The organism is Rheinheimera sp. UJ63 (genome assembly GCF_021568285.1).
In the GTDB taxonomy this organism is placed as follows: Bacteria; Pseudomonadota; Gammaproteobacteria; order Enterobacterales; family Alteromonadaceae; genus Alishewanella; species Alishewanella maricola.
The window spans coordinates 61,824-75,083 of record NZ_JAKGTQ010000004.1 but is presented as its reverse complement, the minus strand read 5'-3'; the positions used below and the strand labels follow the sequence as shown (position 1 = coordinate 75,083).

The 13,260-nt window shown below is 47.8% G+C and carries 11 protein-coding genes; 3 read left to right on the top strand and 8 right to left on the bottom strand.

Annotation, left to right across the window (positions count from 1 at the left end; translation table 11 throughout):
* Positions 1 to 41: 41 nt before the first annotated feature.
* The 5 genes from lysS to xerD form a co-directional block, all read right to left on the bottom strand.
* Positions 42 to 1,562: a lysine--tRNA ligase gene (lysS, locus tag L1N97_RS12380; protein ID WP_236130005.1), complete on the bottom strand. Its 1,521-nt coding sequence runs from the start codon at positions 1,560 to 1,562 to the stop codon at positions 42 to 44.
* Positions 1,563 to 1,604: 42 nt separating this feature from the next.
* Positions 1,605 to 2,703, bottom strand: a protein-coding gene (gene prfB, locus L1N97_RS12375) for a peptide chain release factor 2 (RefSeq protein WP_236130004.1) whose coding sequence is annotated in 2 segments (ribosomal slippage) — positions 1,605 to 2,627 and positions 2,629 to 2,703 — 1,098 coding nt in all. Because the reading frame shifts where the segments join, the coding sequence is not laid out codon by codon here.
* Positions 2,704 to 2,818: 115 nt separating this feature from the next.
* Entirely contained in the window at positions 2,819 to 4,552 is a 1,734-nt protein-coding gene (recJ, locus tag L1N97_RS12370; RefSeq protein ID WP_236130003.1) for a single-stranded-DNA-specific exonuclease RecJ, read from the bottom strand.
* Between the two features lie 96 nt (positions 4,553 to 4,648).
* Positions 4,649 to 5,380, bottom strand: a complete 732-nt coding sequence (gene dsbC / locus L1N97_RS12365; protein WP_236130002.1) for a bifunctional protein-disulfide isomerase/oxidoreductase DsbC — start codon at positions 5,378 to 5,380, stop codon at positions 4,649 to 4,651.
* Positions 5,381 to 5,398: 18 nt separating this feature from the next.
* On the bottom strand, positions 5,399 to 6,316 hold the full coding sequence (xerD, locus tag L1N97_RS12360; protein ID WP_236130001.1) for a site-specific tyrosine recombinase XerD: 918 nt from the start codon (positions 6,314 to 6,316) through the stop codon (positions 5,399 to 5,401).
* A 121-nt stretch (positions 6,317 to 6,437) separates the two neighbouring features.
* On the opposite strand from xerD, the gene fldB reads away from it, so the two are divergent.
* Complete coding sequence (gene fldB / locus L1N97_RS12355; RefSeq protein ID WP_236130000.1) at positions 6,438 to 6,956, top strand: flavodoxin FldB; 519 nt, start codon at positions 6,438 to 6,440, stop codon at positions 6,954 to 6,956.
* Between the two features lie 8 nt (positions 6,957 to 6,964).
* On the opposite strand, the gene L1N97_RS12350 is transcribed toward fldB, so the two are convergent.
* Positions 6,965 to 7,678 carry a tRNA1(Val) (adenine(37)-N6)-methyltransferase gene (locus L1N97_RS12350; RefSeq protein ID WP_236129999.1) on the bottom strand — a complete coding sequence of 238 codons (714 nt, stop codon included), beginning with the start codon at positions 7,676 to 7,678 and terminating at the stop codon, positions 6,965 to 6,967.
* Positions 7,679 to 7,754: 76 nt separating this feature from the next.
* Between L1N97_RS12350 and srmB the strand changes: the two genes are divergently transcribed.
* Positions 7,755 to 8,978, top strand: a complete 1,224-nt coding sequence (srmB, locus tag L1N97_RS12345; protein WP_229586610.1) for an ATP-dependent RNA helicase SrmB — start codon at positions 7,755 to 7,757, stop codon at positions 8,976 to 8,978.
* A gap of 203 nt (positions 8,979 to 9,181) precedes the next feature.
* Positions 9,182 to 10,240 carry a S66 peptidase family protein gene (locus L1N97_RS12340; protein WP_236129998.1) on the top strand — a complete coding sequence of 353 codons (1,059 nt, stop codon included), beginning with the start codon at positions 9,182 to 9,184 and terminating at the stop codon, positions 10,238 to 10,240.
* Between the two features lie 1,317 nt (positions 10,241 to 11,557).
* Here L1N97_RS12340 and L1N97_RS12335 read toward each other — a convergent pair.
* Together L1N97_RS12335 and L1N97_RS12330 are read right to left on the bottom strand one after the other, a co-directional pair.
* Positions 11,558 to 12,265: a lipase family alpha/beta hydrolase gene (locus tag L1N97_RS12335; RefSeq protein ID WP_236129997.1), complete on the bottom strand. Its 708-nt coding sequence runs from the start codon at positions 12,263 to 12,265 to the stop codon at positions 11,558 to 11,560.
* 39 nt (positions 12,266 to 12,304) lie between these two features.
* A complete protein-coding gene (locus tag L1N97_RS12330; protein WP_236129996.1) occupies positions 12,305 to 13,009 on the bottom strand; it encodes an aspartate/glutamate racemase family protein in 705 nt (234 codons plus the stop codon).
* Positions 13,010 to 13,260 lie beyond the last annotated feature (251 nt).

Here is a 13,260-nt window from a genome sequence, read left to right as displayed (position 1 = left end):
GCCAGGCTTAACCTGGCTTATCGTTATTGTGTATCTTGCGCTTACTTTTCGTGATGTAACCGCATATGTGGGAACAGGATCACATCACGGATAGACGCGGCATCGGCCAGTAACATCACCAAGCGGTCAATACCAATGCCTTGGCCTGCTGTAGGCGGTAAACCGTGCTCTAACGCAGTCACAAAGTCTTCGTCGTAGAACATCGCTTCATCATCACCAGCATCTTTTTGTGCGACTTGCTCACGGAAACGTTCGGCTTGATCTTCAGCGTCATTTAACTCGCTAAAACCGTTACCTAATTCGCGACCACCAATAAAGAACTCAAAACGATCGGTAATTTCTGGATTGTCGTCGTTACGGCGCGCCAGTGGCGATATTTCTGCGGGGTATTCGGTGATAAAAGTAGGATGACGCAGTTTGGTTTCAACTAATTCGTCAAACACTTCCATCAAAATACGACCGTGACCGTAGTTAGGTTTAACGTCAATTTTCAGTGACTTCGCTAACTCAGCTACCGCTTCACGCGTGGTTAACTGCTCAAGCGTTAGCTCTGGATTGTAATGTAAAATAGACTCGGTAACCGACATACGCGCAAACGGCTTACCAAAATCGAATACTTCACCTTGATACGGCACTTCGGTGCTACCTAGCACATCCAATGCTAAACCACGGAATAACTTCTCCGTTAAATCCATTAAATCGTTGTAATCAGCATAAGCCCAGTAAAATTCTAACATGGTGAATTCTGGGTTATGCCGCGTTGAAACGCCTTCGTTACGGAAGTTACGGTTTAACTCGAATACTTTTTCAAAACCACCGACCACTAAGCGCTTTAAATACAACTCTGGGGCGATACGCAAAAACATCTGCATATCTAAAGCATTGTGGTGTGTTTCGAATGGCCGTGCCGAGGCACCACCGGGGATGGCCTGTAGCATCGGTGTTTCAACTTCTAAGAAGCCTTCTTCATTGAAGAAACGGCGGATATAAGACACCGTTTTGCTACGCACTAAAAAGGTTTTACGAGATTGATCGTTCGAGATCAGATCTAAATAACGCTGGCGATAACGCGCTTCGTTGTCGGTTAAACCGTGGAATTTATCTGGTAGCGGACGTAACGCTTTCGTCAACAAGCGAATTTCGCTTAACCACACAGTTAACTCGCCCGTTTGCGTTTTAAATAAATGGCCTTTAACGCCAACGATATCGCCCAAATCCCACTTTTTAAATTGCTCGTTGTACAGCCCCTCTGGCAGGCTATCACGCGCCACATACACCTGAAACTTGCCGCCCATATCTTGCAGCGTACAAAAACTGGCTTTACCCATAATACGGCGCGTCATAATACGACCGGCAAGGCTCACTTCCACCTTGTCCGCTTCTAACTCTTCTTTGCTTAACGCATCATATTTAGCGTGAATTTCATCAGAAATATGGGCGCGACGGAAATCGTTAGGAAAGGCATTACCTTGCTCGCGGATCGCCGCCAACTTCTGTTTTCGCTCAGCAATCAGTTTGTTAACATCCTGAATTTCTTCATGTTGAGTATGCTGTTCAGACATTTTTTGATTCCTGAGTGAGTTTATAAATAAGTCAGTTATAGTTTATAAACCAGCTTTTAGGCTGGCTTCGATAAATTTATCCAGATCACCGTCTAGCACGGCTTGCGTATTACGCGTTTCAATGCCGGTGCGTAAATCTTTAATGCGCGAGTCATCTAACACATAAGAGCGGATCTGGCTGCCCCAGCCGATATCCGACTTAGTGTCTTCGAGTGCTTGCTTCTCGGCATTTTGTTTTTGTAATTCAAACTCGTACAACTTAGCACGTAATTGCTTATAGGCGTTGTCACGGTTTTTATGTTGCGAGCGATCGTTTTGACACTGCACCACAATATTGGTCGGTAAGTGCGTGATCCGTACGGCAGAATCGGTACGGTTAACGTGCTGACCACCCGCACCCGAGGCGCGATAGGTATCAATGCGTAAATCGGCTGGGTTGATATCGATTTCAATATCATCATCAATTTCCGGTGACACAAACACCGAAGCGAACGACGTATGGCGGCGATTACCCGAGTCGAACGGGCTTTTACGCACTAAACGGTGTACACCCGTTTCGGTACGTAACCATCCATAAGCATAATTACCGGTAAATTTAATAGTACACCCTTTGATACCGGCCACATCGCCATCGGTCACTTCATAAAGTTCAGGTTTAAAGCCTTTATCTTCACCCCAACGTAAATACATACGCATGAGAATGCTGGCCCAATCTTGCGCTTCCGTACCACCAGAGCCTGATTGAATGTCGAGGTAACAATGGTTCTCGTCGTTTTTACCTGAGAACATCCGGCGAAATTCCAGTAAGGCCAATTGTTTTTCTAAGTCGGCTAATTCGCCTTTTGCTTCATCAAAGGTCGCTTGATCTTCAGCTTCTACCGCTAATTCCACTAAACCCGCGACATCTTCTAAGCCTTGGTCTAGCATATCGATAGTGCCCACCACTTGCTCTAGTGCCGAGCGTTCTTTACCTAATGCTTGAGCTTTATCCGGTGTGTTCCAAATGGCAGAATCTTCCAGTTCGCGCGAGACTTCCTCTAAGCGTTCTTTTTTGCCATCGTAGTCAAAGATACCCCCGAAGCACATTAGTGCGTTCAGTCAGATCTTTAATACTGTTATAAACCGGATTTACTTCAAACATGTTGTGGTTAAACCTGTAATTCGACCAAAAAATTGGCGCGGATTATAACAAAAAAACTGCCACTTAGGGCAGTTATTATCTGGAAAATTAGCACAAGCGCTTAACTAGCCGCAACTTAGCTTACGGCATCCATATGCCGCACAATTAATTGCAAGTTTTGTTGCTCGCGATATTCGTTAATATCTAACTGATAAGCCAAGCGTACCTGCTGAATATTCACATTGGGCCAAGCCTTGTTATCGGCATTAAACCAAATGGCATCCACTAACTTGCCGCCAGGGCCTTGCAGTAACATTTTTAAATGGCGGTCGGCTAACATCTTTTGACTGAGCAGTTTAAATTCACCATCAAAGACCGGCTCAGGAAAGGCCTGTCCCCAAGGCCCGGCATTTTGCAGTAACTGCGCAAAATCGAGCTCAAAGCAATCACGTTCTAATTCGCCATCACTCATGATCACGGCGGTTAACTGCTCGGGTGTTAAATATTTTTTCGCGGTAAAACTCAGCGCCACCTTAAAGGTGTCTAAACGCTCTTCAGCAATAGTTAAACCGGCGGCCATGGCATGGCCACCAAATTTTTTAATTAACCCAGGGTACTGGCTGGCAATTTCTTCTAATAAATCGCGCATGTGTAAGCCGGGTATCGAACGCGCCGAGCCTTTTAGTTCACCGTTATCACCTTGAGCAAAAGCGATGGTTGGCCGGTTAAATTGTTCTTTAATGCGGCCGGCTAAAATACCGATCACGCCCTGATGCCAATCGGCGCGGTATAAACATAAACACTCTGGTAACTCGCTACCATCAAAAGACAGCTGACTTAAAAATGCCTGCGCTTCTTGCTGCATGCTTTGTTCGATGTTGCGTCGCTCAGCATTTAACGCGTCAAGCTCTGCCGCATATTGCCGTGCTAAACCAATCGACGGCGCCAGTAAACAACTGATACCCAACGCCATATCATCTAAGCGCCCGGCGGCATTTAAGCGCGGCCCTAGCGCAAAACCAAAATCTGCTGCTGTAAGTTTTAAGGCAGTGCGATTGGCCACATCAATTAACGCTTGGATACCCGGCCGACATTTACCGGCACGGATGCGCATTAAGCCCTGATGCACCAAAATACGATTATTGGTATCTAGTGGCACCACATCGGCCACCGTACCTAAGGCAACTAAATCCAGCAGTTCCGCCACATTCGGCTCAGTTAAACCCTGCTGTTGAAAATAGCCTTGCTCCCGTAAGGTCGCGCGCAGGGCCAACAATAAGTAAAAGGCCACGCCAACACCGGCCAACGCTTTACTCGGGAAAGTACAGCCAGGTTGATTTGGATTAACAATCGCATCGGCTTGGGGCAATTCGGCACCGGGTAAATGGTGATCGGTGACGAGCACTTTCACACCGGCTTTTTTAGCTAAGGCAACGCCCTCTATTGCCGAAATACCGTTGTCGACGGTAATGATCAGTTCTGCGCCCTGCGCCACCACGATCTCAGCCAGCTCTGGCGTTAAACCATAACCGTATTCAAAGCGATTCGGCACCATATACTCGAGGTATTTAAAGCCAAACGCTTTTAAACCGCTCATCAGCACTGCGGTACTGGTAGCACCATCGGCATCAAAGTCACCGACAATAACAATACGTTGTTGCTGGACAAGTGCTTCAATTAACAGTGCAGCAGCAGTTTCGATACCCTTTAATAAATTAAACGGCAACAGGGCAGCGGCATGCCGTTGCAATTCATCGGCATGCTGTACCCCTCGGCCTAAATACAACCGACGTAACACCGGATGCAAACTGCTATCTAATTCGGCTGCTACCGTGGGCAAGGCGCGGCGCAGGATCTGTTTTTGCTGCAAGCGTAACTCCTAGAGCGTATGGACCTTTGCTACTCGGGTTGCCGTGTTGGGCAACCCATAGCGCACAATATCTGCTAAGTAATGGCTAATTTTGCTCTAACCTGCGCTAAGTTCTTTAATCATGGCTTCTGCGGGCATATAACCTGGGATCAACTGACCATCAGGCAGGATCACCGCAGGAGTGCCGGTAACACCGATAAACTGTCCCAGCTCGTAATGCGTGGCTACAGGGTTTTGACACATGGCTTTAGCCACCGTTTTATCCACCTTGGCATTGTCCATGGCACCGCGTTGATCTTTGGCGCACCAGATGTGCTGCATTTGTAAACCCACTTCTGAAGCAACACCAGCACGGGGATAAGCCAAGTAACGCACCGTAATACCGGCTTTTAAATACTCTTTCATTTCTGAGTGTAATTTGCGGCAATAACCACAACTGGGATCGGTGAACACATGCACCACATATTTTTCTTTCGGGGCTTTATATTCAATAACGTTGTCTTTTTGCTCGGCCAGCTTTTTAACAATTATCGGAGCCATTAACTGTTCTTTTAAGTTAGTCGGCACTTTTTGACCACGAACTTGCTGCCAATTTTGCATATCCAGCACATTACCGGCAACCAAAAACCGGCCATCGTCTGACATAAAGAACAAACCACGATCGGTCAGTACTTGCGATACGCCAGTCATTGGCGAAGGGCTGACTTGTTGCACCGTTAGCCCAACTTGGGCCAACGATTCCGTAATTTTAGCCTCATTTGCTAAAGCGGTCAGCGGTAGGCTACTGGCGATAAATAATGCCGCTAAAGTTTTTATACCGAATGTCATAGTGTTCCTTGTTCCGCACTAACCCCGCGGATGATGTTGTTGATGCAGTTGCTGCAAGCGCACTTGCGCAACATGCGTGTAAATTTGTGTTGTCGACAGATCACTGTGGCCCAATAACATCTGTACGACCCTTAAGTCGGCCCCATGGTTCAGTAAATGCGTGGCAAACGCATGTCGTAAAGTATGAGGTGACAAGGTTGCCTTAATGCCCGCCACTGTTGCATAAAATTTGATACGGTGCCAGAAGGTCTGTCGGGTCATCATTTGTTGTCGATTACTCGGAAACAGCACATCTTGCGCACCCCCTAACAGCTGTGGCCGTGCTTCGCGTAAATAACGACTTAGCCAATGCTGTGCTTCTTCCCCCATAGGCACTAAGCGTTCCTTACGACCTTTACCCAGCACCCGCACCACACCTTGTTGCACAGACAGTTGCTGCATGGTTAAGCTAACCAACTCGGTCACGCGTAAGCCGGTGGCATATAATAACTCTAACATGGCTTTATCACGAAATTGGATCAGCTCGCTTAAATCCGGTGCACCTAGCAAAGCATCAACATCGGCTTCTGATAGGGTTTTCGGTAAGCTACTGCCAATTTTTGGATTTAATAGATGCTCCAGCGGATTCGTACTTATCAACGCCAACTGCTGCCAGTAACGATAAAAACGCCTTAAACTACTTAGCACCCGAGAGGCAGAACGCGGGCTGATCCCGTGATCGTAGCGCGTGGCTAAATACGCATTCACATCATCACCGCTAACACTGAGCAGTTTGATATTTTGCTGCTGACAAAACAGCGCAAAATGCCGCAGATCCGAGCCGTAAGCACTTAACGTGTGCGGGCTGGCATCTTGCTCTAAATAAAGTTGATCCAAAAATTGTTGAATACGCTGCTGCGTATCGGCTGTCAAGGCAGCATGTATTGTTTGGCTCATAGCAAGCTTAACGATCTCAGGTGTGCCAATAGTAGCGGATTTAGCCATCAAGGCATAGTGTATGGGCGAGCGCAGGCAAGTCTGATAATATAGCACCATGTTTCACTACACGTGCTATCAGATGAACATTGGTCTTTTTTATGGTTCCACCACCTGCTACACCGAAATGGTGGCAGAGAAAATTCAAGCGCTACTCGGCCCCGAGTTAGTAACGCTCCACAACTTAAAAGATACCGGTTTGGCCGCCATGCAAGATTACGACATCTTGATTTTAGGCCTCTCAACTTGGGACTTCGGCGAAATTCAAGAAGACTGGGAAGCACGCTGGCCTGAGATCAGTCAAGTTGATTTAAGCGGAAAAATAATCGCCCTGTACGGTATGGGCGACCAAATTGGTTATGCAGAATGGTTTCAAGATGCGCTGGGCATGTTACATGAGGCGCTGGCACCACAGGCTATCACCCGAGTAGGTTTCTGGCCAAACAGTGGTTATGAATTTATCGCCTCAAAAGCGCTTACGCCGGATGGCGAATGGTTTTATGGCTTAGCGCTGGATGATGAAAATCAGTATGAGTTAACTGATGCCCGGCTGCAAAGCTGGGTCGAACAGGTGTTAACCGAAATCGCCACCATCGGCTAAGCATCAGGTTAAAACTTCAAATAAAAATCCCGTAGCAAGGCGCGATATTCTGCTGAATAAGTGCCGTTTTCAGCGTGGATCAGTAAGCTGCTTAGCTCAACTGCTTGCCTCTCGCCAGCAAAGCGCCAGCTCTGTAAGTAACGACTGACCGGCTTGTTCGCTTTACTTTGCACGGCACAGCGGCGCAAGCAATGCCAGCCTCCCTCGGTTGCTGCTGCATCAAAAGCCGGCTGACTTACCGCAGGTAACACTAAACAAAATTCCCCTTCGGGGCTTAATAACGTTTCCGCTTGTTGTAACAAGGCACTAAAGGGCAAGCTATCGGTATGCCGGGCTTGTTGTCGTAATGGATCTATACTGGGCAAAGCCGCTTGAAAAAAAGGTGGGTTTGACACGATTAAAGCGTAACGTTGCGCGCGTTGATAGGTTAGAATATTGCCCTTTATCACCGTGATGGCCGATGGCCACGGACTGTGTTGCACATTATCTGCAGCCTGTGCCGCCGCGGCAGCATCCAGCTCGATGGCAGTAATTGCCTGTTTACCCTGGCTGCGCTGCGCTAACATTAAACTAAGAATACCGCTGCCTGCGCCAATGTCTAACATAGCACCCTTGGCTGGCAGCCGGGCCCAGGCCCCTAATAGCAGCGCGTCAGTGCCGACTTTCATCGCACAATGCTGATGCGCAATAGTAAATTGTTTACATTGAAAACCTGCTGACATACGTCCTCCGCGCGCCAGTTTAGCCTGAGTGCCAGCCGATGTCATAAGGAAACAGCATAACTTTGAGGTACTACCCATGTCATTTGCCGAGTTTCAACTCGACGACGCCCTTAATCGCGCACTCGAAACGGCCGGTTTTAGCGAGCCCACTCAGATCCAACAACTGGCGCTGCCACTGGCGTTAGAGGGCCGCGATATTATGGCGTCTGCCCCAACCGGCACGGGTAAAACGTTGGCGTTTGTGTTACCCGCTATTCAATATTTATTAGATTTCTCGCGCCGCGATCCGGGTTTTGCGCGGGTGTTAGTGATGACACCAACCCGCGAACTCGCTTACCAAGTGTATGATGAATTCCGTCAGTTCAGCCAACATACGACTCTGAACATCGGTTTAATTACCGGCGGTGTGAACTATGGTAGCCATAAAGATACGCTTGAAAAAAACAATGACATCTTAGTCGCCACCCCTGGTCGACTGATTGAATATCTCGATGAAGAAAGCTTTCAAGCGGATGAAGTGGAAGTTCTGATCCTCGATGAAGCGGATCGGATGCTCGATATGGGCTTTGTTGGCGAGATGAACCGTATCGTGTTAGAAGCGCGCCGCCGCCGGCAAACGATGCTGTTTTCTGCCACTTTAGAAGGCGCCACATTAGAGCGTTTCGCCAGTCATTCGTTAAAAGAGCCAGAGCGGATTGAAGCGCACCCGTCGCGCAAAGAAAAAGCCAAAATACTGCAATGGTGTCATTTAGCCGATGACATTAACCACAAACTCGCCATGTTAATTCATATTTTGCAGCAAGAAGACGTGACCAAGGCGATCGTTTTTGTGAAAACCCGTGAGCGTTTAGCCACGTTGTCGGGGCAATTAGAAACGGCCGGTTTACGCTGTTGCTGGTTACAAGGTGAAATGCCGCAAGATAAACGGCTGCAAGCTTTAGCACGTTTTACCAATAACCAAGTACGCATCTTAGTGGCGACTGACGTAGCGGCGCGCGGTTTGGATATTGACGACATCAGCCATGTGATTAACTTTGATATGCCACGTAGCGCCGATGTGTATGTGCACCGTATTGGCCGCACAGGTCGCGCCGGTAAAAAAGGGACGGCGATCTCGTTAGTCGAAGCACACGATATGAGTATTGTTGCCAAAGTAGAACGCTATACTGAGCAAAAACTTAAACGTCGAAACATTGAAGGGCTTCGCGCCAAAAATAAAGAAGCGAAAGTCGCAAGTAAAAAGAAAAAGCCAGGTAAATTAGCGGCCAAAAAGCTGGCAAAAAAAGCGCCTAAAAAATAATAGCTACGTTGTTTCTGGCCAATAGGTAATCGCACTTATTGGCCTTCTTCCCCTCGCCCAATGCTTTTCAACACCAGGTTCGTTACCCCACTCCCTTTTATCTTTTTAGCCCAACGCATCAACGCAATTTTTAGTCAAATCCGCTGTAATTATTCCAAAAGCATGCTATCAATAGGAATAAATTATTATTAGCGGAGCGGTCGGTGGATAAACGTCAATTTCTAAAAAGCAGTGCAGCCGCACTTAGCGTACTGCCATTAGTCGGTTGTAGCCTCACAGCACAAGCGGCCAGCACAACCTTAACCACTAACGGTCGTATCTTGCCGAAACGGTTACAAAAAGGCGATACCGTTGGCTTAATTGCCTCGTCCGCCGCCGTTGCCGACCAAGAAGATTTAGTTATCGCCACTGAAGTACTGCAGGCGCTGGGCTTTAACGTTAAAGCCGGCCGTTTTTATACCGAGCGTCATGGTCATTTAGCTGGCCGTGATGCGGATCGCGCCAGTGATCTGAACGCCATGTTTGCCGATCCCGAGGTAAAAGCCATTATCTGTGCCCGTGGTGGTTCAGGTGCTGCGCGTATTCTGCCGCTGCTTGATTATGAGATGATCCGGCGCAACCCTAAGCCGTTACTCGGTTATTCCGATATCACTGCGCTGCATAATGCCTTGCTGGCTAAAGCCGGTTTAGTGAGTTTTCATGGCCCCAATGGTATTGGTAGTTGGAATGCCTTTAATGTGGATCAATTCGAACGAGTGTTTTTCCAGCAAGAATTGCTCACTTACCAAAACGAACAAGAAAGCAAAGGTGAACTGGTTAACCGCGAAAACCGCACTCGCGTGATTACCCCAGGTAAGGCGCAAGGCGAGCTAATGGGCGGTAACTTAACGGTTTTGACCTCCTTAGCTGGCACGCCTTACTTACCTGATTTTCAAGATAAGATTCTCTTTTTAGAAGACATTGAAGAACAGCCCTACCGCATTGACCGCATGATGAGCACGCTAAAATTGATGGGCGCGCTGGATAAAATCAAAGGCTTTGTGTTTGGCGATTGTAACCGCTGCACCCCAGGCAATGGCTGGGGCAGCTTAACGCTGGATGAGATTTTTGCCGACTTTATTAAACCGCTAGGTATTCCAGCTTATCGCGGCGCGATGATTGGCCATATTCCCAAGCAATTTATTCTGCCGGTAGGCGCAAAAGTAGAAATGGATGCCAATGCCGGCACCCTACGCTTACTCGAGCCGGTATTTCAACGCTAACCGAACAAGCTGACTGCTAGGGTATTTCCTAGCAGTCTCACCGGCGAGTAAAGATCTGACCTTGTGGTGAGATATTTTTTTATCGAAAAAAAAGAAAGCCTCTCGACCGCGGCTAAAAGGTTAAACGCTCCGTAAAGCTTCGGCTGGAGCACGCGGTAAATACCTCCCTGTACGCTCCTCTTTTTCATCCCTGAAAAGGACGTCTTAAGCCAACATGTACTTCGCTATTAACTCGACCAACATTTATCTCAGCGAATGCAAAAATGGGCAACCGCTTTTCGCTGTTAATCCCCTTACGTTGCAAGCCGGGCAACCTAGCGCGGCCAAGGTTTTAAGACGAGGGGTGTTTGAGCGAGGCACGGTAGTGCCGAACGAGTTACCTCGTCGCCTTGGTCGGGTTAGGTTGAGCCGGGCTCTCGCGGCAACGTGGGGTCGCATTTTCTTTGGGTACTTTCTTTTGGCGAAACAAAAGAAAGTACCTCGCCCTCGGCGAAAACGTTAAACGCTGCGTAAAGCTTTGGCTGGAGCACGCGGTAAATACCTCCCTGTACGCTCCTCTTTTTCATCCCTGAAAAAGACGTCTCCAGCCAACGTTTACTTCGCTGTCAACTCGTTCAACCTGATTTGCCACTACAGCAAAAATGATGCTGATAATCTCACTGTTGCAATTGATACAAACTGCTCAACTAAGCGAATACCGCTTAGAATATGAGCGCCCCTTAGAGCGAGCCGACTGATCATCGTTGACCAAGGTTTTAAGAAAACGGGTGTTTGAGTGCGGCGACGAAGCATAGCGCGAGTTACGTTTTCGCCTTGGACAACGCATGAGCAGTCGGGCTTTCGAGCGGAAGTGGGGTCGCATTTTCTTTGGATACTTTCTTTTGGCGACGCAAAAGAAAGTATCTCGCCAACGGCGAAAACGTTAAACGCTGCGTAAAGCTTCGGCTGGAGCACGCGGTAAATACCTCCCTGTACGCTCCTCTTTTTCATCCCTGAAAAAGACGTCTCCAGCCAAAGTTTACTTCGCTATTAACTCGCTTTACTCCGAACCTAGATCTTCGCTTTGGATATTCATTCCCCCTTTGTAGCGAGCCGACTGATCATCGTTGACCAAGGTTTTAAGAAAACGGGTGTTTGAGTGCGGCGACGCTAGCGCCGCACGAGTTACGTTTTCGCCTTGGACAACGCATGATCAGCCGGGCTTTCGAGCGGAAGTGGGGTCGCATTTTCTTTGGGTACTTTCTTTTGGCGAAACAAAAGAAAGTACCTCGCCAGCAGCGAAAACGTTAAGCATTTATTTAATGATGCAAAAAGCCATCATTCTGACTGACGCAGTTCAAACTCGCCGTGTTGCAAAAAATACAACGTTTGCGCGATCACCGCATCGTTTTTCATCATAAACGGATGCGTAGTCGGTAAGGCAATAAAATCTGTCATCCCCTTAACTTTAGTTGACTCCAGTGACACTTTGCCATCATCCGGGTTGGGCAACATTGTCGAAAGCAACAAATTGATACTTTGCGTACCGGCAATCACGCCTAACTCAAAATCGACCGGACCTAAGCGTTTCGGCATACTCGCTTCATCCGTACCAAGCTGCTGACCTGCTGGGCCATTCAATAATTCAAACCCGGGCACATCTTTTAAATTATCCACGACCTCACTGCCTTGATTAGGCGGACCAAGCATCACCACGCGGCCAAGATGAGCAATAGGCTGCTGCGTTAAATAGTATCTCACAAGGATGCCACCTAGCGAATGCGTAACAAAATGCACTGGCTGTGCGGATTGCTGCTGGCAATAACGAAGCCCCTGCCCAATGGCCAATGCAGCTAATTGCTCGATAGGGTACTGCGTTGAGGGGTAATCGACATTACTGACCACATAACCGGCCTGCTGTAAGCGTTTTTCTAACACCTGCATGGCATCAGCACTACGCGCTAAGCCGTGTAATAAAATCACGCACTTTTTAGCCTGTAATAGCGCGCTAAAGCAAAGCAAAATTATGGCAAACAGGTAATTCATACTGTCTCTTTTTATGTGGTTCGACGTAGTGTTATCAGCTTAACTCACCGTATCGGCTAACGCGAATGCTACAGCCGCTTGTGCATGCAGTACCGTGGTATCAAACAACGGTACAGCGGCATCGGCTTGGCTGACTAATAAACCTATTTCAGTGCAACCCAAGATAATTCCCTCAGCACCTTGCAAGGCTAAACCGGCCATCATCCGCCGCACTAACTGCTTTGATTCCGGTTTAAGTATTCCCTGACAGAGCTCTTGATAAATAATCTGATGCAAACTATCCCGCTCAGTTTCAGTGGGTAACAGCACTGTGATACCGTACTTTTCACTTAAGCGCTCTCGATAAAAAGGCTGCTCCATGGTGAATTTAGTTCCCAGCAAACCAACACGGCTACAATGAGCTTGCCTCAAGGCGGTTGCGGTGGCATCGGCAATATGTAATAGCGGGATAGCCACTGCAGCTTCAATTTGAGCAGCAACTTTATGCATGGTATTGGTACAGAGCACAATAACCTCTGCACCTGCTGCAGCCAGTGCTACAGCCGCTTCAGCTAACACCTCACCGGCGCCTTGCCAATCACCCGCATGTTGTAAACGTTCAATCTGCTGAAAATCGACACTGTATAAAATACATTTAGCCGAATGCAGCCCACCCAGCTGTTGCTTAACCCCCTGATTAAGCAACCGATAATACGGTATGGTTGACTCCCAACTCATTCCGCCAATTAAACCAATCGTTTTCATGTTAAACCGCCAATGGTTATCAGAAGCAATACCATGACGCAAAAGGCCTTTCTCTGCAATACCATTAATACGCCATTAAAACAGCAGTTTACTTATAGGTCTGTAAGGCGTTTCCCGATATACATAAATAACAACAACGCTCTATTAAAAGCATTTTGAGGATCATCGCAGCTTTCGCTGTTAATCCCCTTACGTTACCTAGCGCGGCCAAGGTTTTAAGACGAGGGGTGTTTGAGCGAGGCACGATAGTG

Bases quoted from the DNA above. Each gene is read 5' to 3' on its own strand.
- lysS (WP_236130005.1), bottom strand. From the start codon at position 1,562: ATGTCTGAACAGCATACTCAACATGAAGAAATTCAGGATGTTAACAAA.
- dsbC (WP_236130002.1), bottom strand. From the start codon at position 5,380: ATGACATTCGGTATAAAAACTTTAGCGGCATTATTTATCGCCAGTAGC.
- xerD (WP_236130001.1), bottom strand. From the start codon at position 6,316: ATGAGCCAAACAATACATGCTGCCTTGACAGCCGATACGCAGCAGCGT.
- fldB (WP_236130000.1), top strand. From the start codon at position 6,438: ATGAACATTGGTCTTTTTTATGGTTCCACCACCTGCTACACCGAAATG.
- L1N97_RS12350 (WP_236129999.1), bottom strand. From the start codon at position 7,678: ATGTCAGCAGGTTTTCAATGTAAACAATTTACTATTGCGCATCAGCAT.
- srmB (WP_229586610.1), top strand. From the start codon at position 7,755: ATGTCATTTGCCGAGTTTCAACTCGACGACGCCCTTAATCGCGCACTC.
- L1N97_RS12335 (WP_236129997.1), bottom strand. From the start codon at position 12,265: ATGAATTACCTGTTTGCCATAATTTTGCTTTGCTTTAGCGCGCTATTA.
- L1N97_RS12330 (WP_236129996.1), bottom strand. From the start codon at position 13,009: ATGAAAACGATTGGTTTAATTGGCGGAATGAGTTGGGAGTCAACCATA.